Source organism: Endozoicomonas elysicola (assembly GCF_000710775.1).
Lineage (GTDB): Bacteria > Pseudomonadota > Gammaproteobacteria > Pseudomonadales > Endozoicomonadaceae > Endozoicomonas > Endozoicomonas elysicola.
In genome coordinates, this window is sequence record NZ_JOJP01000001.1 from 2,577,995 (window position 1) to 2,598,120 (window position 20,126).

Sequence of the window (20,126 nt, forward strand, 5' to 3'; positions counted from 1 at the left end):
TGTTCACCACGGAGCCTGAGGGTATTAAAAGCTGGTCGTACAATCAGTGGGCCAGTCGCCAAATCTTACATTCTCAGTGCTATCAGCCGATAAAAAAGAGCTGTAATCAACTGACTTGATTGATACGGCATGATAGAAGACTCCCTGAATACCTTGTTTCTGGCAACTTGCATCATTCTGGTGTTTCTGATGCAGGCGGGCTTTCTCTGTTTGGAGGCGGGTGCAGTCCGCCATAAAAACAGCATTAATGTCGCCGCCAAAAATCTGATGGATTTAATTTTGGTCACCAGTGCTTATGTATTGGTTGGCTTTCGTATTCAGTACGGTGCTTTCGATACGTTTTTCTCAAGTGATCCCATCATTGATAAATCCCTGATGCAGCAGGGATTCACTGAGTTGTTCATCATTTTTCAGGCGCTGTTTGCCGCTACGGCGGCCACCATTGTGGCGGGTGCCGTCGCCGAGCGGTGTGGGTTAGTCGGCTACCTCATCATCAGCCTGATGATCGGTATCCTCATTTTTCCCGTAGTCGGTGGATGGGTCTGGGGCGGTGTGCTCGACACGCCGGTTGGCTGGTTGTCCGAACTTGGCTTTGTTGACTTTGCCGGCTCCACCGTTGTTCACAGTTTGGGGGGAGCTGTTTCTCTGGCCGCTATTATGATCATTGGTCCCCGCAAGGGTGCTTTTTCCGAATCGTCGATAAGCACAGGTCAAAACATGGTACTCAGCCTTCTTGGCGTATTGTTGTTATGGCTGGGTTGGTATGGATTTAACGTTGGCAGTCTGTTGACCATGGGGCCGCTGTTATCCAATGTGTTTACCAATACATCCATTGGTGCCTGTACCGGAGGGTTGGTAGCCAGTGTATGGAGCTACTGTTACTACAAACAGGCCAACCTGAAGGTGATTGCCAATGGGGTATTGGCTGGCCTGGTCGGCATAACGGCTGGTGCTCATGTGGTAAATCTGTGGTCCGCGGCCATTATTGGTGGTGGCGCCGGAATTGCCTGCTGCCTGGCAACGGTCGCCCTTATACGTCTGAAGCTGGATGATGCCATTGGCGCCATTCCTGTTCACCTGGTTGCAGGCATCTGGGGCACCATTGCCGTGGGGGTGCTTGGTAACCTGGATATGCTTGGAACCGGACACGATCGGGGTACTCAGATATTGATCCAGGCTTTGGGCAGCATGAGCATTGTTATTGGGTCATTCAGTGTCAGCTATGCTCTATTGAGCCTGATTAATTGTTATATTCCCTTGAGAGTCTCAGCGGAAGAAGAAGAGCGGGGGCTGAATGTTTCCGAGCATGGGGCGGTGACCGAACTCTCTGAGCTGGTGTTCGAGCTGGAAAAACAGGCGGGAAATGGGATGTTGAGCTCTCTGACGGTTGACCCTTTTTCTGAACTGTCTGCCATTACGGAACAATATAATCGGGTCTTGAGCCGGTTTGCCCGGTCACAGTCTTCATTGCAACAGAATATCCGTGCGCTGGAAGAGGTCCGGGATCAGCTGCAAGTTCAGAAAGATAGGGCTGAACAGGCCAGTCAGCACAAAAGTCAGTTTTTGGCCAAAATGAGTGATGAAATCCGAACGCCGTTAAACGGTATTATTGATCTGTCGGATTCATTAGGGACAGAGCATCTGTCAGACCGTCAAAAAAAATCAGTGGATGTGATTCTGCAATCCAGTCGGGCACTGTTGGCGATTATTGATGATATTCTGGATACTCCTCAGGCTGAGACGGGAACCCCGTCCATTGAGACGGTCGATGTTCCAAGCAAAGGTTTCAACCTGAAGTCACTGCTTGAGCAATCCCTTGCCCTGTTTAAAGCAGAAACCCTTAACCGTCCTATTGCACTTAACCTGGAATTCGGGGGTAATATTCCTTCAGGAATACAGGGTGATGCCATGCAGGTCCGTCAGATCATCATTAACCTGCTGGGCAATGCCATAAAATTCACAGAAAAAGGCACGATTACCCTGAGTGCAGAATACGACTATATGACAGGGTTGGTGAGCATAGCGGTATCGGATACTGGCAGAGGCATCAGCCAAGGCTGTATCAGGCATATTTTTGAAGCCTGCCAACCGCAAGATAACGCCTTTAACCCTCAGTTCGGAGGGAAAGGGCAAGGCCTTGCTACCTGCAAACAACTGGTTGAATTAATGGGTGGAAATATTGATGTGCACAGTGTTGTGGGGCAGGGCTCCACGTTCTGTGTCCGGTTTCCGGTCAGGCAGTAGTCTTGTGATTGTTTAAATGTTCTTACAGCGACTTTAACTTCTGCTTCAAAGGCTCTGCGTTTGACATTGTGCTCGTCGCAACTGATAAAAACGGGGCAGGTGAAGGGCAGAAAACTCGTCTACACGAATGGTAGAAAGGTACTGGTGTTCAGACTGAGCCCGTAGTACTGGCTGTTTCTGAGCCCAGGGACTGAGACTGCTCGAGACAGAATTGGAGCAATGCCCCCTAGGGAGGACGCGACTGTTGATTGGCCAGCTGTGTCGCAGAATCCACCTCTTCGAGTTCCACCACACGTATGCGCCCCCATGCCCTGACTGCCTGCAAAGAACCGAAGTTTTTGCGGTCAGAGAAACGCTGAGCGGTGATCGTTTTTCGGACAACCGCAGTGCAGCGTGCCTTCCCAGCGTGATTCTTTCGTTTTAGTATGCTCATATTATTTTTATCCAGATATTACAAAGGATCGGGAATGTGTAACATGTTGCAGCTGTAACAGAAAAACAAAGCATTTCCAGACGTTCATATGCCCAATAAAGCCGACCAGATAAGTAGTAAATCTCCTGTGATTGATAGTAATAGCAAGGTTTCTAGCCATTCAGCGCTGGATCGGACTTTTATGGTAGCTCCGATGATGGATTGGACTGACAGGCATTGTCGTTACTTTCACCGGGTATTGTCCGAGCGCGCATTGCTTTATACCGAGATGGTAACAACTGGCGCTTTGGTTCACGGTGATAAAGACCGGTTTTTACAGCATGATGCGTTTGAGTATCCACTCGCCGTTCAATTGGGTGGACATGATGATAAGGATCTTGCGTTTTGTGCTGGACTGGCGGAAGAACGGGGCTATCAGGAAGTTAACTTGAATGTAGGCTGTCCCAGCGACCGGGTTCAAAATGGTCGTATTGGTGCATGTCTGATGGCAGAGCCAGACACTGTGGCTAAGGCTATCCGGGCAATGAAAGAGCAGGTGTCAATTCCTGTTACTGTAAAGCATCGTATCGGTATTAATGGTCGCGAGTCATGGCAGGAGCTGGTGGATTTTGTAGGTACGGTAGCAGAGGCAGGTTGTGAGACCTTTATTGTGCATGCCCGTATTGCTGTTCTGGAAGGTCTTTCTCCCAAAGAGAACCGGGATATTCCCCCCCTGAAGCCAGACTGGGTCTATGAACTGAAGCGACAGTTTCCTGCTTTGAATATCTCCATTAATGGGGGGATTAAAACATTTGAAGAAATTGATGATCACCTGCAGCAGGTTGATGGGGTTATGTTGGGGCGGGAAGCCTATCAGAACCCATATCTTCTTTCGGAAGTAGATGGCAGGCTTTATGGCAGTCAGAAACCTGTTGCCAGCAGGTCTGAAGTAGTAGAAAAGATGATTCCGTATATTGAGTCTGAGCTCTCGAAAGGGACGTGGCTTAGCCATATTACCCGTCATATGCTTGGTCTGTATCATGGTGTTCCTGGTGGGCGACGTTTCCGAAGACATATCAGTGAAAATGCCCATAAACCCAAGGCAGGTGTCGATGTGTTGCTTGATGCTGTCGGGCTGGTCGAAAGTTTGTAAAGATTTTAGTGAAAAGTTCAAGCCGGCTAAGGATCGCCGGCAGGATGATGCTTTTTAATAAGATCCCCCAGGAGTCTGCCGGACTTAACAGTGGCCTGCTGCGAAAAAGCCAAATTTGCCGGTTTTTATGCTGCTTTTCGTTGAATAGAGTCAGCATAAAAACTGGCTCAAACCGGACTTTTTCTCGCTACGACCGGTTAAGTCCGACAGGTTCCTAGCGCGGTTTTATTGGGGGAAGCTGCGCTTTCTTTTTTATACGATGTCTACTTGATTCGCTGACTTAGGTGGTCACTTCTGGCTGTCTGCAGCGTTCCAGTTGTTTGACGAGGTCACTAAAGGCCTTTCGGTTATTCTCATTCAGGCTCATGAGGACTCTGTGGGCATCCAGTACCCGGGCATGTGTGGACTCCTCGCTGCAGTCATTGCATTCGATTTCACGGTATTCACTGGTATGGTTGCCGGCATCTTCAACGATGACAAAAATCCGCTCAAATCCCATGCTCATGAGGATTCTTGTAATATCGGCGCGAGGCGATATAAGTACTGGCCGCTGATCTATTTGCTTTCGGGCCATAATGGATAACTTGGCGAGTAGTCCAAGCGATGTGCTGTCAATGGTTTCTGTTTCCGACAGGTCAACAATAACAGAACGGAATCCGGGTTCTTCAAACATGGCCTGAAGGAAGGTCTCCAAGCTGGAACACAGGGTAAGTCGTACTTCTCCGATCAGCTTGAGTACATAGGTACCTTCGCTTTCGGCAAACTGAATTTTTCCAGGGTTCATGATCAGTTTCGAGCCAGTATTAGCATTGCAATGTCATCGGGTGCTTCCTGAATATCATTAAGCCCCAGCTTTTCTGTCAGCGCTTCTATGGTGTCGGCCCCTTCTCTGATAACCGATAATAAATAATCTTCTTTTTCTTTAAGGCTTTTCTGCGGTAAAACCTCAATAATACCGTCAGAAAGGATAGTTAAGCTGAATTGTGGGGGCAAGTCTATAATAGCGTCTTCGTATACAGCATCTTCAAACAGTCCAACTGGTAAACCCTTGCCTTCAAGGAAGTGAACTTCTTTCCCTTCGGCAATTACGGGTAGCGGAAAATGCCCGCCGAAAGAGTATGTCAGTGTCTGGTCGCGGGTATTCACAATTCCACCGAATACGGTGACATGTTTGCCCAGTCCGGTTTTTAGCAGGCTGCGGTTAATGTAATTAAGTACATGAGAAGGTTTGACCCGAACTTTTCCACCATTGCTGTGATAGTCCTGAAGCAGGCTGATTGACATATGCTTCAGAAGAACCGTGACAAATGCAGAAGAGGCGCCATGGCCTGAAACATCTGCAAGATAAAAGGCAAAGCTGTGATCATTCAGGGTGAAATAATCAACAAAATCCCCACTTAAATACAAGGAGGGGATAATATTATGGCCAACCTTGAAATCCTGATACTGAAGGGGTTGCCTGGGTAACATGTTCATCTGTACCTGGCGCCCGGCTTTTTGGTCTTCTTGAAGAAGAGTCAAACTGCTCTTTAAAGAGTTTATCGCCTCTTCCAGACTCGCACGATAGCGCTTATTTTCTATCAGCAGTTGTGCTTTTTCCAATGCCCGGTTAATGGCGTACTCTAACACCTCAAGATCTACAATCGGTTTAACCAAAAAGTCACTGGCACCAAGATGGAGAGCTTCAACAACATCGGTCATGACGCCGGCACCGGAGACTACGATAAAGGGGATGTCGCTGGATTCACTGCGGACCTGACTTAGCATGGTGAGCCCATCCATGACAGGCATGCGCAGATCGCAAAGAATCAAGTCTGGCTTGCATTCACGGAAAATATGCAGACCCTGCTGGCCATTTTCAGCTTCAAGGGTTTTGAAGCCACTCCCTTTCAGGTAGGTGACAATGCTTTCACGTACTATAGTGTCATCATCGATGACCAGAATGGTACTGCCGGTCATGGATACACCCGCAAAGTAAAGAGGATATAAGAACCTGCTTGAGCTCGATACATTCGGATAAAAAACCACATTAAAATGTAAAGTTAAGGAAAAAATACTCCCAAGCGGCCTTGGCTGCAAGCGGGAGTATTGGCAAGTTAATGTGTTTGCTTTGATTAATTACAGCCAGAGGCTGCAGCGATTGTCTGTAGCAGTTTATCTTATTGGTTTTTTAGAAGTCATCTTCAGGCTGTTGGCCTGTAATTAAATATTCACGCCTTTGCAAATAAGTATCTCGGATAAAGGTATAACGGTCGCCAAGAATCAGCTCCTCAGCGTCAAGCAGCTGAGCGCGGCTGTTGATGATATTAATACTACCGGCAATCCAGCGATCACGCTCAGCTTCATGATAGGTCACCGGATTGGTTAATGCATCTGGAACCAAACCAACTCCGGATCTTATGGTGTTGGGGCCGAGCATGGGCATTACAAGATAAGGCCCGGAAGGCACCCCCCAATGAGCAAAGGCAAGCCCAAAATCACTATAGCGCTTATCAAGACCCATGGGTGTTGCTACATCAATCAGGCCAAGAATACCCACTGTTGAGTTGATAATGAGACGGCCTGATGAAACAAGGGCATCCTGACCTTTGAACTGGATGCCGGCGCTGGCGATATTTCGGAACTCTCCCAGGTTACTGAAAAAGTTACTGACCAGCGTTTGTGCTGGCTTGGGGGTAAGGTAGTTATAGGTTTTTGCTACCGGTTTGAGTGCATAGGTATCCAGGGTGTCGTTAAATCGAAACACCTTGCGGTTCCAGCTTTCCAGAGGGTCATCATAAGAGATGGGGGCTGCTCCGAGTGCCAGAACGGGTAATAGCATCAGTACCGTTACGACAACTGATCGAGCAATGGTCGCAGGAGAGTGATTCACGCGCTTGATCCTTGATTCCTTGTTGATTTTTAACGGGGCTGCTGTGACCCAGCCGCGCAGTATTCCATATTAAATGCGATGGTGATGTATGTTTCGCAATCCGTTGTCCTGAGTGAATAACGTTCAAAACGAGCTCAGTAGAATATAAAATCTTCCCTCGGATTATTCTACCTCGTTCAGTGGTGATTTTTCCAACGTAGTGATGATTTCAAAGAGTCCATCGGCACATTTTGGTGCACCGTTATAGGGCATAAAAAAAATAATGAGGTTCTTTTTTTGCTAACTTTTTGAAACCAAAGCAAAGCAGGTAATTGGTATGGAATTTGTTTACTAAAATAATGTGGATCATGGGTGGACAGCCTGAATTGGAGGTGACAGTATGTCCGACTCGTCACCGAAAAATGTCAGTATTTATTGATCGTTCAAGGAGTGAACATGGTTAAAAAATATCGAGAGTCAAGTGAGAATTTAGAAGGCTCCGAGAAGAAAATAAGCTTTGTTATCAACACCACTGAAGATCGGGTCAGCCTTCTGCGTCAAGCTTATCTTGACGGACAGCTGATCGTAAACAGTGAAAGCCTCGCTGAAAAAATGCTTGCCTTCGAGCGTCAGCTTGAAATCGTCTTTCCTGAGAAAGACAGTCCCTGAGTTGAATCAAACTTGTAGAGAGTGTGCTGGGCTGCCAAGGCTTGATCATCCCTTGTGAATGAAGTACGCTTCAAACCACTTAAAGAGTGCATCTGCCTTCGGCCTTAAGGCTGAAACTTTATGCTCCCATGGCACAGCTGGATAGCGCAGCCCCCTCCTAAGGGGCAGGTCGGAGGTTCGAATCCTCCTGGGAGCGCCATAAATAAAAGGCTTACTTTTGGTAAGCTTTTTTACCCTCAACCTTACACTTTCACTCCCAGCGTGCATGAAGTAATAATATTACCCCAATAAATTGTCTCTTTGTGTGGCTTTTCGCTTTTAGAACTTCCAGCTAAAGAATTTTATCTCTCTTTGTTTCTGCGACCTTCACATCAAAACCTGTTCAATAAATATGTTATTTAAAATGTTAAATGCTTCATCTACTCGCAAAAATCTATGAGTTGCTCTCCGAGTTTGCCCTTGTATGGATGGTGTTAGCCATTAATGGCATGGTTAGCGCTTCAGTTGAAAGTGGGCGTCAAATGTCGTCAGAATGTGCAGGTAAATGGTTTAATTTACTATTAAATGGAGGCTTTAAATAAAAGCCCCGAGTGAAAAAATTATATGAAAATGAACTGCCGGTAGAGCTCTTTTAAATCCTGTCGAATCTTTTTGGCTTTGTCTGATTCACCGTTATCTACCGCTTTTAACATTGCTTTTTCCCAAAAAGATATTTGCTGGCATAGCGATGCAAGATTTTCACAAAATTTAGGAGAATGAACTATTGGCTCAACGGCCATCTCATCATCATGTGCGGCTTGTTTGCGTTTTGAAGAGGTTGGCGTAATTCCATTGGCCTGGTTATAAGCGGCTTGTCGTTCTCGCCGTTGGGCTGACTCATCCATTGCCAGTTGCATCGCCGTTGTGATCCTGTCGGCATAAAGAATGGCTTTTCCGTTGGCGTTGCGGGCTGCCCGACCAATAATCTGTATTAATGCCTGCACTGAACGTAAAAAACCTGCATGGTCTGCATCAAGAATAATAACCAGAGATGCTTCGGGGATATCCAGTCCTTCACGTAATAAATTAATGCCAATCAATACATCAAACTCCCCAGCACGAAGTCCGTTAATGATCTCAACACGGTCGGATGTTTTCACATCAGAATGGAGAGTGCGGACTTTAATACCATTATTGGATATAAACTGATCCAGTAACTCTGCACTCTTTTTAGTGAGGGTTGTTACCAGTACTCGCTCATTCTGTTTAACTCTCAGGCGAATTTCTTGTAACAGATCATCCATACGGTTTTCTGAGGGGCGAACTTCTACTTCAGGGTCCAGTAATCCGGTTGGCCGAATAATTTGGTCAACAGCAATACCTCTGGACTTCTCCAGCTCATATACGCCCGGTGTAGCCGAAACAAAGATAGTCTGAGGCTTAATCATTTCAAACTCAGTAAATTTGAGTGGACGATTATTTCTCGATGAAGGAAGACGAAAACCGTAGTCAATCAGGTTATCTTTACGACTTTTGTCACTACGGTACATAGCCGAGATCTGGGGTATCATGACATGAGATTCATCAATAAAAAGAAGGCCGTCTTTCGGTAGGTAATCCATCAGTGTGGTTGGGGGCAGTGAGGCGTCACGATCATTGAGGTAGCAGGAATAGTTCTCAATCCCGGAGCAGTAGCCCAACTGCTGCATCATCTCGATATCATACTCTGTCCGTTCGTAGAGCCTCGCAGCCTCGGCAATCCGGTTTTCAGCATTTAATTCGGCAACCCGTTGCTCCATTTCACTCCGGATATGTTGACAGGCTTCTTCAATTTTTTCTCTGGGTGTAGAGTAGAGGGTTTTTGGAGATACTCGGTAGTTTTCTAACGCCTCTAACTTAGTGCCAGAAACCGGATCGATCCATGATAGTTGCTCAATGTTATTGTCAAAAAGCTCAATGCGAACACCAAGGTGGTCGGAATCAGCCGGAAAGATATCAATAACATCACCATTGACCCGAAAGGTGGCCCGCTCAATGGTTCGTTCACAGCGAGTGTACTGGAGTTGTGTCAGCTGCTGAATCAAATCCTGTCGGTCAATGGTTAAGCCGGGAGCCAAAGGAACCTGAAGGGCTCGATAGGCTTCTGGATCACCCAGCCCGTAAATGGATGAAACAGAAGCGACCACTACCACATCACGGCGCTCAATAAGTGACTTGGTGGTAGACAGCCGGAGCCGTTCCAGGTGCTCGTTAATGGCAGAATCTTTTCGAATAAAGCGGTCAGTGCCGGGAATATACACTTCAGGTTGATAATAATCGTAATAGGAAACGAAATACTCAACAGCATTTTCTGGAAAGAAATGCTGCATTTCACTATACAGCTGGGCTGCCAGTGTTTTGTTATGAGCCAGAATGAGAGTTGGACGCTCCAGGCGATGAATGATATTGGCCATGGTAAAGGTCTTGCCCGAGCCAGTAACCCCTTTGAGTGTCTGATGGGTTTCTCCGCTATCAAGACCGCTAATAAGCCGGGCTATGGCTTCTGGTTGGTCACCAGCAGGTGGATGGTTTGCATGCAGAATAAATGAGCCTTTCGACATGGTGTACGTCCATCATCGTGTGAAAGTCCCCTGTAGTATATGTTGATATGACCATATTGACTGAAAGAGCTTATTTATCGAAGTAAATCTGTGGTATGTGTAAACCAGATGCCAGCATTTCTAACCATGAATTAATCATGTCGTTATAGAGTTTTTAAGGCAGAATCCCCGTAGTATCGTCAGGTTCCTGGTTTTCAGCTTCGGCCTCAAATCTACAGTCACTTCTGGTAATCACGAACTTCATGATATGTACTCCATCATTTCCGGAGTACGAGTAAGCATACTTGCCACCGTACTGAAGTGACGGTTTCATCTCGGCACTATCGCAGACGCCATCACGAATAATAGGGAATACACCGGCTCTCATGATGTTTATATCAATATCTTTGGCGGTAAAGTTTGGGAAGGTGTAGTGATACGTCATTAATGCCCCGGGACCTACGGTGGCTTTTTCCATTCTGGTTTCTTCATCCACCATTAAAGGCGTCATTGCATTCAGTTGCTGAGCAGCGAGCTCAAATCCTTCAATCACTTTGGCTTCTAAAGCTTTGGCATTTTTCTCTGAAGGTGCGAATTGCTCTCTGGCACTTTGCATAACCATAACACCCGCAGTGATTAAGATAACCAGAGCGAATATGGAGCCAAGTACTTTCAGAAGGTTTGATGGCATATTGGGCTTCCTGTATCTGGCGTAAAGAAAACATTTATGGAGTATCAGGTCAGTTATCGTCCGTTTTAGTTAATCTTAATAGGCTTTATAGCGATTTATTTGTTAGTGATGTAGGTAAGCGCATTAAGCCGGTAAGAGGCAGGAATGCTTTGAAACTATAGCAATGGGTGACTGTCTACATGTGTTTCTGTTCATTAGGTTGTATTTATGAACACCGTGGGTGCTTCTCATCACACAGCTTCACCTCAACAGGTCCCTGAAACTGTTTCAAAATCAGAGGTAAAGCTGCCTGATAATTATTCTCACAACAAAATGAGAGCTTCAGGCAGTCCTTGTGAAAGAGGTCATCCTTCAGAAGAGCCTTTAATTTCACACAAAATATCTCCTCGAATGGTGGATCCAACGCAGGGTATGTCTGAGCAGTTGCCGGGAGATGGTCCTGGCTTAGCTTTTCCAAATCCTATGGGAAGGAATGAGGTCGGGCCTGAGAAGAGGTCAAGCTATTGTCTGGAGTCTGATGGCGAAAGCGGTTGTGAGGAAGGTACTGGCCTTAAAGAGACTCCATTAGAAAGGAAGCATAATGCTAAGTCCAATTCAGATAAACAGTCAGGACTGGATGTTAATGCCCTCCTTATGCGACTCGAGAATTTATCAGAGACAGGTATGCCCGAGGAAAAGTGCGCTGTCGTTTGTGATGTGGCTGTATCGGAGGAAGCAGAAAATAATGAGACAGGTGCTGCTTGCTCAGGCAGCTACAGACCTGGTGATACGAAAAGTGCTGAAAGCGAGGCTTCCGATTCAGAGTACTATGATAGCGACACTGACTGTTCCGATTTTGATGATGATTTTTCCAAAGAGTATGTGTTGGAAAAGCTGGGTCGATTCGACAGGTTAGCATTTAATGCATCACCCGATCATTTACAGCAACTCCGATCCGAGCTGGCTGATTATATGAAAAGGGCTACGGATCTTAGTGTTATTGATGTTCGAGATCTTAAAGAAAATGTCGAAGAACTTAATGCACTTTATAAAAACAAATTTCTGTTTGATAGGGCTGGAGTCTCAGAACCATTTGTTTTGGTAAAAAAAATGCCTGAAATCAATGGTAACGCTTTTGTCCAACATAGGATGAAAGTATCTAAGTTATTTGAGCTCATACAATGCAGTGCTATCTATGACAAGTTAATAGCATTTTGGAGGCAGCTGGAGTTTGCTCTGCCTGCTCGTGATGTACCAACCCGCCCTATGCTTGTGTTACATGAAGGGAAAGCTGGATCCCGTTTGCTTCTTGGTCTTCCGGTTTACTTGAATAAAGATGGTCTACCGGTGGTTCTACTCGTCGATCTTGATGCTCAAGCCACTGCCTGGAGCAATTTGCGGAAGAAGTTAATAAGTGAGCTGGATGCCTGTATTGCAGTAAAGTGCTGGCAAAAGCACAATCCTGATTATGCTATCAAAATGGAAATAGATCTTAATTTTGAAAACCTTGAATCATCAGTATTAACGTTAGAATTGATAGGGATAAATCACAATATGAATATTCGGATTGCCAAGACTTGTTCAGTTTTTGAATTGTTTGATGTTGCAAGTGGTGAAGTGTGCTTTAGGAAGTTCTTTAGCGTACTAAATCAAATGAAACCAGTACGTGATGATGTTACGGGCTCTCCAGATGATGAAAATACTGCTTTTGAATCTAATGGTCTGCCTGATCCGGGGCAAACAATCTTTCATTTAAAACTAACTTAGAAGGAGTGACTCTGTATTCCCACTCAATGTAGATGCGATTAAATACTGCCTGAATTTATACCTGCTAAAATCAGCAAACGCTCTTAGAGAAAAGGTAGCAAGACTACCTCGATACGACGACTATTAAATACTCTCAGGGTTTCTATACTCTGACTGTGTGGCTACTGGCTGGATTTCTTTTCTCTTTCAGGCCCTTTCAGTGACAAGTGTTCTCAATACCTTCCGCAATAGTAAAGCAGGAAACCTCAATGATTTATAAGAACCCTGGTGAGTCGGGTGCTGTTATCCGTTTTAAAGCACGATATGGAAATTTTATCGGTGGTAAATGGGTTCCGCCATCAGGGGGAGAGTATTTTGAAAATACAACACCGGTTACGGGAGATTTAATCTGTGAGATCCCACATTCCAATAGGGCCGATATTAACCTGGCCCTGGATGCAGCCCATGCTGCTAAAGGAGGGTGGGGAAAAACTTCGGCTACAGAGCGATCCAATATTTTATGGAAGATTGCTGACCGGATAGAACAGAATCTTGAAAAACTGGCTGTGGCCGAAACCTGGGATAATGGTAAAGCAGTGCGTGAAGCTCTGGCGGCGGATATCCCCCTGGCAGTGGATCATTTTCGTTACTTTTCCGGTTGTATTCGTGCCCAGGAAGGCTCAAGTGCTGATATCGATCAGCATACCGTCTCTTACCATTTCCATGAACCATTGGGTGTTGTCGGGCAGATTATTCCCTGGAACTTTCCATTACTGATGGCGGCCTGGAAACTGGCTCCGGCGCTGGCAGCGGGCAACTGTGTAGTACTGAAACCTGCAGAGCAGACTCCAGCTTCCATTTTAGTCCTGGTAGAACTGATTGGAGACTTACTGCCACCGGGTGTTTTGAACGTGGTCAATGGTTTTGGCCCGGAAGTGGGTGAAGCGCTTGCAACCAGTAAACGCATTGCCAAAATAGCTTTTACCGGCTCAACCACAGTGGGGGCAGGCATTCTTAAATGTGCAGCAGAAAACATTATTCCTTCTACTGTGGAGCTAGGTGGTAAATCTCCCAATATCTACTTTGAAGATGTATTGCAGCATGAAGATGAGTACCTGAGCAAATGTGTTGAGGGTACGGTGCTGGCTTTTTTCAACCAGGGGGAGGTGTGTACCTGTCCGTCCAGAGTGCTGATTCAGGAATCCATTTACGATGAGTTTATCAGCAAAGTGGTCGAGCGGGCTGGTCAGATCAAACGTGGGAACCCGCTGGATACTGAGACTCAGGTTGGAGCTCAGGCATCTATCGAGCAGTTTGATAAAATTATGAGTTATCTGGAAATTGGCCGTCATGAAGGCGTGGAGTTTCTGATGGGTGGCGGGAAGGATAATATTGGCAGTGGTTTTGAAAAAGGCTTTTATATTCAGCCCACCCTGATGAAGGGCTCCAATAATATGCAGGTGTTTCAGGATGAGATCTTCGGCCCTGTGGTGGGTGTTACCACATTTAAGAATGAGGCAGAAGCGCTTACCATTGCCAATGATACCCGGTATGGTTTGGGTGCCGGTGTATGGACACGGGATATGAATCTGGCCTTTCGAATGGGCCGGGGTATTCAGGCGGGCAGGGTATGGACTAACTGCTATCACTCTTATCCGGCGCATGCAGCATTTGGAGGCTACAAGCAGTCCGGTATTGGTCGTGAGACTCATAAGATGGCGTTGGAAAATTATCAGCAGATAAAAAACTTGTTAGTCAGTTATGACATTAATCCTATGGGCTTTTTCTGAGCAGGAATAGCAAGTATTTAATGAAGGGTTATCCTATGTCGAGCCACTTAGGGTAGACATAAAGGACTTCCCTTGATGCTTCTGGAGGGCAATTCCAGTAAGTCACTGATGGTCTCTGACTCATTGATTCACTCTGGTAGCCTAACCGTATTGCAGGGATCTTTTTTAAACCACAGAGATCACAAAGAGCACGAAGAAGAGCCTTTCTTTTCCTTTGTGTTCTTTGTGATTCAAGCTTTTTTAACCCATGCAAAAAAGGAGTAAGTGCTTAATGTCCACCTTAAGTGTCGAGATCAGGGTGTGTTTTAACTTGCCAGCTGATCGAAGGGTTCTTCATCTGTTGGCGGCCGCGTGTATGGCAATAACCCTTGAATGGCTTTAGCTCGACAAGCCTTTACTGCATAGCGGCTCCGCTTATTGTCAGTCTTGGCTCCAGAACCAGTGGTCTGACATCCAGTTTATTCCAGAACCAGCTTGCAGAGTCAGGAGAGAGTCTTGGGTGTGTGTCATAGCGGGCATGATAGTGTTGAAACAGGTAGTGAAGGAATTGTGGAAGAATATAAGTGCTATAAGGTCTGGATGGGCATTTTCTAGGTTCATAACCAAAGGCATGACCTTTAAGGGAGTTAGTAATCAGTATTTTATCGCCTGTCTTAAACAGAATGTGGTGTTCACCTGTATTTGTTGTTGTGGTCACTAAAAATGGTTGGTTGACCTTTCGTGGGAATAGTGTGGCAAGGGCTCGAAGGTTATGAACTTCATCTACAAAGAGCTTACCCATATTCACAAGATGCTGGTTTTCTTTATGCTGTTCTGCAACGTGAATGACAAAATTCGTGGCGGTATTACTGATATTTAATGAATTATCTATCCAGGATAATAAATTGAAAACAATATTCACGGCTTCCTCTGGCGAAATGTTATCAATATCTTGTGTTAGCGAAGGAGTGAAGACTGGCAGTACAGCTGCATTATTTGTCTTTAATAGCTCTACTGTTTTTAAAGCCAGAGTTTCACGTCTTGTTAACTGCGGGTGGCTGTTTTGAACATCGTCGAGTAACGGGTCTATATCGTATAAGAGGCATAAGACCTTATAGAATTGCTTCAGCGTTCGAATATTGCTGTAGGGTTGAACTTTGGGGAAGGGCTTGTTGCCGTGAATAAAGTTATTGGCTTTTAAATTATATTTTCCCGTGTGTTCTTCAAGTTGATCGTAGAGAGAGTTGATCTGGCGATAGTTTTCACCTACATGCTGCTGAATGTTTCTGTTTACGGGGTATTCAGGTGAAGGATTTGAAAAGAGTATTTGGAAATAGATCTGCGTTAATAAATTGCTGATCTGGTCTTCGGCGCGGTCTCCATACAAATAACCTGAAGTGATATTGTCGGTTAATAAAGCGGATAGGTCGGGCAATTGTTGCAGTCTTTCAAATGCATGGTGGAAAAAAGCAGCCTGTTTCCTTCCGTAGGCATGGTGGAACATATCACGTGCCGCGACTGGATTGTGTTCCAGAAGGAACCAGTTTTCAGGGGTCAGTAATCGCCGGTTGGTAAAGTTGTTGATTTCCTGCCCTTCAAGCGCAATGACTTTGTTTGCCAAGTCTTCGTTAGCGATAAAGTATATTTTTTTGTCTCTGAAGGACAGGTCGTAGTAACCATACCTGGTGGATTTGGCATAATCATTGAATGTTTTTATGTCCTGGTATGTGAGCACATAGGTTTTACTAACACGAGACACAGCTTGAAATGCTTTTAAAAGGGAGCTTTTCAATGCCCAGGACAGTAAGGGTGACTGTGTTTGTAGTTTATCGATTGAAAACAATGTTTGTGTTAAAACGGGAACTGCACGTTTTTTTAGAGAATAAGACCAGCTCGGTTTATCTGGTTGAACAGTTGCGCTGTAAGCCTGATTTGTCATCACAGAAAAAGATAATAAAGCAATGATCATTGTCATCAAGCTTATTGAAGTCTTCCTCTTGTTGGTGAGCGTAAAATGATTTTTCTTGTATGAACGTGTGATATTTCTATATAAAATCATTTTTAAATAACCGGTTAAATAGAATGTTTTTAAAGCATTCTTCGCATCTTTGATGTTGGCTCTGTCACTGGATTTTTATAGTTTTATCAGATACGTATTAGCGTTATTTTTAGTGGCTGAAAAACCAATATCCAAGTAATTAGTCTGATTATCGATAAAATAGTTCCAAGCTTTTTTATTGCTCGGTTTCGGGTACGGGTTGGCTATTTCCCTTTGCAAAACAGTAACAGGGGTAAGGTAAGTGTCTGGCGTTGTAAGAGGCTGGAGCTATTCAACGACTCCTCGACGCTGAAAGCCGTCTGAAAGAGGTAACAGGAAGCGGCTGTCCTATGTATTCATGTTCAGACGGTTTCAGTTGTGGGGGAGTGTCTCAGGGCGTTTCCTGAAGGTACTGGCTGGGGTCAATATAGAGGCCAAGTGATCGCTTATCGATACGTTTTTCTTTGTTGTCAGTTTTTCCAATTTCCTGGTATCTGAAGACGACAGTGTCGCCAATATTGACATCCAGAAGCTTGTCAGCTGACAGGTATTTGTAGTCGTCGCCGGCCACTGTCAGGGTATGGATATAGTAGTCTGGCATACCCAGCCATTCATTGTGAGGACCATCAGTGTTGACGGCTTCAAGCAGGCCACGGCCTTCCAGCTTGGGCTGGCGTTTTTGAAAATTTCTTTGCATTGGGCTGTTATCTCAAGAGAGTATTGAGTAGCGGTTAGTTGAATGGATCGGGTCGAGAGCGTCGTTTATTTCTCTGGCGCCAGTTGATGACAACATTCCAGCGCCAGGCTGCCCGAATCAACAGATAACTGATGAAGCCAAGCACAACACCTGAAACCAGTGACCCTAGATAAAGAGGCTTCCACACACGGGCAAGTCCTGCACCCAGGCCCTGAATGGTAAGTTCGAAGGAAGCTTCACTTACTGGTGTCTGAAGGATAAAACAGCCAATTTTGTATGTAAAATAGAATATGGCTGGCATGGTCAGTGGGTTCGTAATCCAGACCAGGGCAACAGACAGCGGTAAGTTACAGCGAAAGACAATGGCCAGGCAGGCTGCCAGAACCATCTGAAAGGGCATGGGAATAAATGCGACAAAAATGCCGACAAAAAATGCGGCTGCAGCAGAGCGGCGGTTCAGTTGCCAGAGGTTCGCATTGTATAATGCCGACCCCAGAAACCGCAGGTGACGATTTTCCTTAATGGTTTTTGGTTCCGGCAAATACCTTTGAATCAGTTTTTTCGCCATATCCTTCCACTATGTTACAGCTATTATTGCGTCTACTCGTGAGTGCTCTGAGCACCGTTGCTTTCAAGCTATGACTTTAGTTCATGGCCTGTAGAGCCTGCCAGCTTTTCCAGTATGAAAATCGTAACCCGGTTTATTTCCTTCTGCGGATCCACTGCATCAGCCTGAAATTCATCTATGCTTGCTGCTTTTTCATCGGCTGTGATGAGCCATTTTTCAACAATGGTTTTTTACTGCATCACGGTAGGGTGAGAGTCAATCAAGGCCAGAAAAAGCGGGCCCCGAATTGAGCATTAAAGCAGGGAATTATGCACTGAAACAGCAGGCAAGACTACGTGGATAACACTCACTATACAATAAAACCGGCAGCAGGGTTGCTGATATTATCAATGACAATTGGTCTTGCATCGTGGTTGTTAAACCTTTGTACGCTTCTGGTGATCAGTCTCCCGGCATTTATCCTCTTGTTTTGGATTCTTTTTTTGAAGAGAGGTTCCCGACTGCACTGGTGGCTGCTTCCGATAATAATAGGCGTATTGGTTAGTTCATTGTATGCAGGACGCTTCATTTCGACCCGTTTTGATGAAAGCCTTCAGGGAAAAGACCTTGATATTGTAGGCTATATTGCCAGCCTGCCGGTAGCTAATGGTACGGTTACCCGCTTTGATTTTGATGTTGATAGTCCCGAGGTTGGCCAAAATGAGTCTGGTCAATATCCCAAAAAAGTCAGGCTAAATTGGTATGAAGCGCCTGAGCTGAAGGTTGGCGAATACTGGAGGATGACGGTTCGACTGCGCCAGCCCCACGGTTTTGCCAGTGCCGGGGCTTTTGATTATGAAGCGTGGTTGTTACGTCAGGCTATTCAGGCAACAGGGTATGTAAGGTCAGGCAGTTTGCTCTCTGGTAGGGATTTATGGAAATACCCTGTTCATCAGCTCAGAACACAGCTTCGTGAGTGGCTGGAAAAGACGGTTTCGCCTGAAAATACGGGTGTTCTGACGGCACTTTTGTTGGGTGATAAATCCGTTATTACGGATAAGCAGTGGCGCATGTTTAATGAAACAGGCACCACTCATTTGATGGTGATATCGGGCCTTCACATAGGTCTGATGGCCTGGCTGGGGTTTTCTCTGGCGTCGCTGATGGGGAGGGTAGGGGTGTTACCTCTTCGCCGATTCCCACTGCCCCTGATCAAGGCTTTGGCTGGAATGTTATTTGCGCTTTGTTATGCATTGCTGGCAGGGTTTAGCATTCCTGTACAAAGGGCTCTGGTTATGACATTTGCAGCACTGCTATCCCCACTGTTTGGTATACGTGCTTCCCCTTTAACGCTCTGGCTACTGGCTCTTGCTGGTGTTCTCGTCATGGATCCACTGGCTGTGACCAGTCAGGGATTCTGGTACTCCTTTATTGCTGTCGCCGCACTTTTGTTTGGAATGGCTGGGCGTCAGGGTGGGCAGCATTGGCGAATAAAGGCGTTTAAGCCCCAGTGGCTGGTGTTTTTACTGTTGATGCCTTTGTTACTGGTGAACGGGCAACCTGTCTCGCCATTTTCTCCTTTGGTGAACCTGGTCGCTATTCCATTTATTGGTTTCGGCGTAGTTCCTCTGTTGCTATTCAGTGCTCTGCTGCAGTTTGTTCTGCCGGATATAGCCAGTTTTATGCTGCTTGGAGTTGACTCTCTGATGAACGCTTTTCAATGGTTTCTTCAGTGGGTCTCGGACTTCATGCTCTTGATACCATCACGGCAGTCAGCTGACTGGCCTGCAATTTTGCTGGCAATGATGGGGATGTTGTTGTTGATTTCGCCGGTAGCATTGCGGTTACGCTGGCTCTCTCCAGTCTTGCTTCTGCCTCTAATTTTTCCAGAGCAACATCTACTGCCAGCAGGGCAGGCTGAGGTGACGGTTCTTGATGTTGGTCAGGGACTTTCGGTATTGATAAAAACTCACCAGCATCTTCTGGTTTATGATACGGGCGATCGTTTTTCTGAACGTTTGTCAGCTGCAGACAGTGTGATTCTACCTGTATTATTGTTGTCAGGAGTAGCCCGGATTGATCGAATTATGATCTCTCATGGTGATAAAGATCACTCAGGTGGTTTATTGCCGCTGCTGTCCAGATATGATGGAACATCGGTTATCAGTGGGACTGATTTACCACAGTACGACGGTAAGCTTGCCCAGTGTATGGTGGGCGATCAATGGCAGTGGGATGGTGTTGACTTTCAGGTGCTCTCCGGAGGTGGTTTTCGCAGAAGTAATGATGCTTCATGCGTGCTGAAAATTACGGCGGGTTCCGAAAGTATCCTCTTGCCAGGGGATATCAGCGAGCGGGTTGAAAGGCACTTGCTGGATCAGGGCTCTGATCTTGAGTCTGATGTTCTGCTGGCTGCACACCATGGTAGCCGGTTTTCCAGCAGTCCTGAGTTTCTGAACAGTGTTCGGCCAGAAGTGGTTATCTTTTCTGCAGGGTTTGCCAATCGTTTCGGTCATCCCGCTCCAGAGACCGTTAAGCGTTTTCAGAAAGTAGGTGCTCAGGTCTATAACACGGCTTCAGATGGCTCATTATCTCTGGTGCTTGGGCGGGGCAATCTCATGGTTTCAGCTTACCGGAAAAAACACACGCATTATTGGTGGCGCTAACTCCATCTCAAAGCGATCAGTTACTGCTTAAATGGCACCAATCTCTGTGATACAGTCATGCTAACAACCTTGAAAATCGTGTGATCAGCTATTTAATACTCCGGTT

15 protein-coding genes and 1 tRNA gene are annotated in these 20,126 nt (G+C 45.8%); 7 read left to right on the forward strand and 9 right to left on the reverse strand.

Annotation, left to right across the window (positions count from 1 at the left end; translation table 11 throughout):
• Positions 1 to 129: 129 nt before the first annotated feature.
• Positions 130 to 2,244: an ammonium transporter gene (gene amt, locus GV64_RS23775; protein ID WP_020582882.1), complete on the forward strand. Its 2,115-nt coding sequence runs from the start codon at positions 130 to 132 to the stop codon at positions 2,242 to 2,244.
• A 226-nt stretch (positions 2,245 to 2,470) separates the two neighbouring features.
• Here the strand turns inward: amt and GV64_RS11005 are convergent, their stop codons facing one another.
• On the reverse strand, positions 2,471 to 2,677 hold the full coding sequence (locus tag GV64_RS11005; RefSeq protein WP_020582883.1) for a hypothetical protein: 207 nt from the start codon (positions 2,675 to 2,677) through the stop codon (positions 2,471 to 2,473).
• Positions 2,678 to 2,765: 88 nt separating this feature from the next.
• Here GV64_RS11005 and dusA point away from each other — a divergent pair, with 88 nt between their 5' ends.
• Entirely contained in the window at positions 2,766 to 3,809 is a 1,044-nt protein-coding gene (dusA, locus tag GV64_RS11010) for a tRNA dihydrouridine(20/20a) synthase DusA (protein ID WP_020582884.1), read from the forward strand.
• Between the two features lie 280 nt (positions 3,810 to 4,089).
• On the opposite strand, the gene GV64_RS11015 is transcribed toward dusA, so the two are convergent.
• The 3 genes from GV64_RS11015 to GV64_RS11025 all read right to left on the reverse strand — a co-directional run bounded on the left by GV64_RS11015 (position 4,090) and on the right by GV64_RS11025 (position 6,681).
• On the reverse strand, positions 4,090 to 4,593 hold the full coding sequence (locus GV64_RS11015) for an STAS domain-containing protein (protein WP_020582885.1): 504 nt from the start codon (positions 4,591 to 4,593) through the stop codon (positions 4,090 to 4,092).
• Between the two features lie 2 nt (positions 4,594 to 4,595).
• Positions 4,596 to 5,768, reverse strand: coding sequence for a SpoIIE family protein phosphatase (locus GV64_RS11020; protein WP_020582886.1), 1,173 nt, complete (start codon positions 5,766 to 5,768; stop codon positions 4,596 to 4,598).
• 211 nt (positions 5,769 to 5,979) lie between these two features.
• On the reverse strand, positions 5,980 to 6,681 hold the full coding sequence (locus GV64_RS11025; protein ID WP_020582887.1) for an MlaA family lipoprotein: 702 nt from the start codon (positions 6,679 to 6,681) through the stop codon (positions 5,980 to 5,982).
• Between the two features lie 435 nt (positions 6,682 to 7,116).
• On the opposite strand from GV64_RS11025, the gene GV64_RS11030 reads away from it, so the two are divergent.
• Complete coding sequence (locus GV64_RS11030) at positions 7,117 to 7,329, forward strand: flagellar biosynthesis anti-sigma factor FlgM (RefSeq protein ID WP_020582888.1); 213 nt, start codon at positions 7,117 to 7,119, stop codon at positions 7,327 to 7,329.
• A gap of 122 nt (positions 7,330 to 7,451) precedes the next feature.
• Positions 7,452 to 7,528: transfer RNA gene (locus GV64_RS11035), tRNA-Arg, on the forward strand.
• A gap of 400 nt (positions 7,529 to 7,928) precedes the next feature.
• On the opposite strand, the gene uvrB is transcribed toward GV64_RS11035, so the two are convergent.
• On the reverse strand, positions 7,929 to 9,908 hold the full coding sequence (gene uvrB / locus GV64_RS11040) for an excinuclease ABC subunit UvrB (protein WP_020582889.1): 1,980 nt from the start codon (positions 9,906 to 9,908) through the stop codon (positions 7,929 to 7,931).
• 154 nt (positions 9,909 to 10,062) lie between these two features.
• Positions 10,063 to 10,578, reverse strand: a complete 516-nt coding sequence (locus GV64_RS11045; protein ID WP_020582890.1) for a hypothetical protein — start codon at positions 10,576 to 10,578, stop codon at positions 10,063 to 10,065.
• A 207-nt stretch (positions 10,579 to 10,785) separates the two neighbouring features.
• On the opposite strand from GV64_RS11045, the gene GV64_RS11050 reads away from it, so the two are divergent.
• Positions 10,786 to 12,324: a hypothetical protein gene (locus GV64_RS11050; RefSeq protein WP_020582891.1), complete on the forward strand. Its 1,539-nt coding sequence runs from the start codon at positions 10,786 to 10,788 to the stop codon at positions 12,322 to 12,324.
• Positions 12,325 to 12,572: 248 nt separating this feature from the next.
• Positions 12,573 to 14,093 carry an acetaldehyde dehydrogenase ExaC gene (exaC, locus tag GV64_RS11055; RefSeq protein ID WP_020582892.1) on the forward strand — a complete coding sequence of 507 codons (1,521 nt, stop codon included), beginning with the start codon at positions 12,573 to 12,575 and terminating at the stop codon, positions 14,091 to 14,093.
• A gap of 394 nt (positions 14,094 to 14,487) precedes the next feature.
• On the opposite strand, the gene GV64_RS11065 is transcribed toward exaC, so the two are convergent.
• The 3 genes from GV64_RS11065 to GV64_RS11075 all read right to left on the reverse strand — a co-directional run bounded on the left by GV64_RS11065 (position 14,488) and on the right by GV64_RS11075 (position 17,375).
• Entirely contained in the window at positions 14,488 to 16,041 is a 1,554-nt protein-coding gene (locus GV64_RS11065; protein ID WP_020582894.1) for a hypothetical protein, read from the reverse strand.
• A 460-nt stretch (positions 16,042 to 16,501) separates the two neighbouring features.
• Positions 16,502 to 16,807 (reverse strand): hypothetical protein, encoded by a 306-nt coding sequence (locus GV64_RS11070; protein ID WP_020582895.1) that lies wholly within the window; start codon positions 16,805 to 16,807, stop codon positions 16,502 to 16,504.
• 34 nt (positions 16,808 to 16,841) lie between these two features.
• On the reverse strand, positions 16,842 to 17,375 hold the full coding sequence (locus tag GV64_RS11075; protein WP_020582896.1) for a DUF2062 domain-containing protein: 534 nt from the start codon (positions 17,373 to 17,375) through the stop codon (positions 16,842 to 16,844).
• 389 nt (positions 17,376 to 17,764) lie between these two features.
• Here GV64_RS11075 and GV64_RS11085 point away from each other — a divergent pair, with 389 nt between their 5' ends.
• Positions 17,765 to 20,020 carry a DNA internalization-related competence protein ComEC/Rec2 gene (locus tag GV64_RS11085; protein ID WP_020582898.1) on the forward strand — a complete coding sequence of 752 codons (2,256 nt, stop codon included), beginning with the start codon at positions 17,765 to 17,767 and terminating at the stop codon, positions 20,018 to 20,020.
• The last annotated feature ends 106 nt before the right edge of the window (positions 20,021 to 20,126 follow it).